This is a genomic window from Staphylococcus coagulans, from assembly GCF_002901995.1.
In the GTDB taxonomy this organism is placed as follows: Bacteria; Bacillota; Bacilli; order Staphylococcales; family Staphylococcaceae; genus Staphylococcus; species Staphylococcus coagulans.
Genome location: NZ_PPQN01000045.1, coordinates 1 through 746, shown reverse-complemented (window position 1 = coordinate 746; position 746 = coordinate 1). Strand labels below are relative to the sequence as shown.

The window sequence follows — 746 nt, the reverse complement described above, 5'->3', positions numbered from 1 at the left end:
TTGAATAAAAGTAAACCATGCGCTATGCGTATGGTTCCGGAAAGGTTCTACCGTTGTATTAAAATAGGCACCTCAGCATGCTAGAATAATATTTGGTCAGCCAACCAATATTAATTGCATGAGGAGATGCCAAAATGTCTAACGACACAAATAGTTTAGCACATACAAAATGGAATTGTAAGTATCACATAGTTTTTGCACCTAAATATAGAAGACAAATAATATACGGAAAATTAAAAAGAGATATAGGTTTAATTTTGAGACAACTATGTGAAAGAAAAGGTGTAGAAATAATAGAAGCCGAAGCATGTAAAGATCATATACATATGCTAGTGAGTATCCCACCAAAACTAAGTGTTTCTCAATTTGTAGGATATTTAAAAGGTAAGAGCAGTTTAATGATTTTTGATAGACATGCACATTTGAAATATAGATATGGAAATAGAAAATTTTGGTGTAAAGGTTTCTATGTAGATACGGTTGGAAGAAATAAAAAGGTAATAGAAGAATATATTCGAAATCAATTACAAGAGGATATCGTAGCAGAGCAACTCACAATGATGGAATACATAGATCCATTTACAGGGGAAGAGAATAAAAAGATGAGGAAAAAATAGAACCCTTTTAAGGGTCGCTGAGAAAGTAGTACGGTTGGTTGATTTTCTCAGTGCCCTTATAAGGGCTGGTCAGTAACAGAGGCTTTCAGCCGAAGAACAAACCACCCGTTCACACGGGTGGTTTTGATT

Annotated in this window: 1 protein-coding gene; it reads left to right on the top strand. The window is 34.5% G+C overall.

Annotation, left to right across the window (positions count from 1 at the left end; all coding sequences use genetic code 11):
* The first annotated feature begins 134 nt into the window (after positions 1–134).
* Entirely contained in the window at positions 135–617 is a 483-nt protein-coding gene (tnpA, locus tag CD118_RS09445; protein ID WP_103356617.1) for an IS200/IS605 family transposase, read from the top strand.
* The last annotated feature ends 129 nt before the right edge of the window (positions 618–746 follow it).

What these genes read in the sequence shown, in the direction of transcription:
- tnpA (WP_103356617.1), top strand. Translation starts at nt 135, where the DNA reads ATGTCTAACGACACAAATAGTTTAGCACATACAAAATGGAATTGTAAG.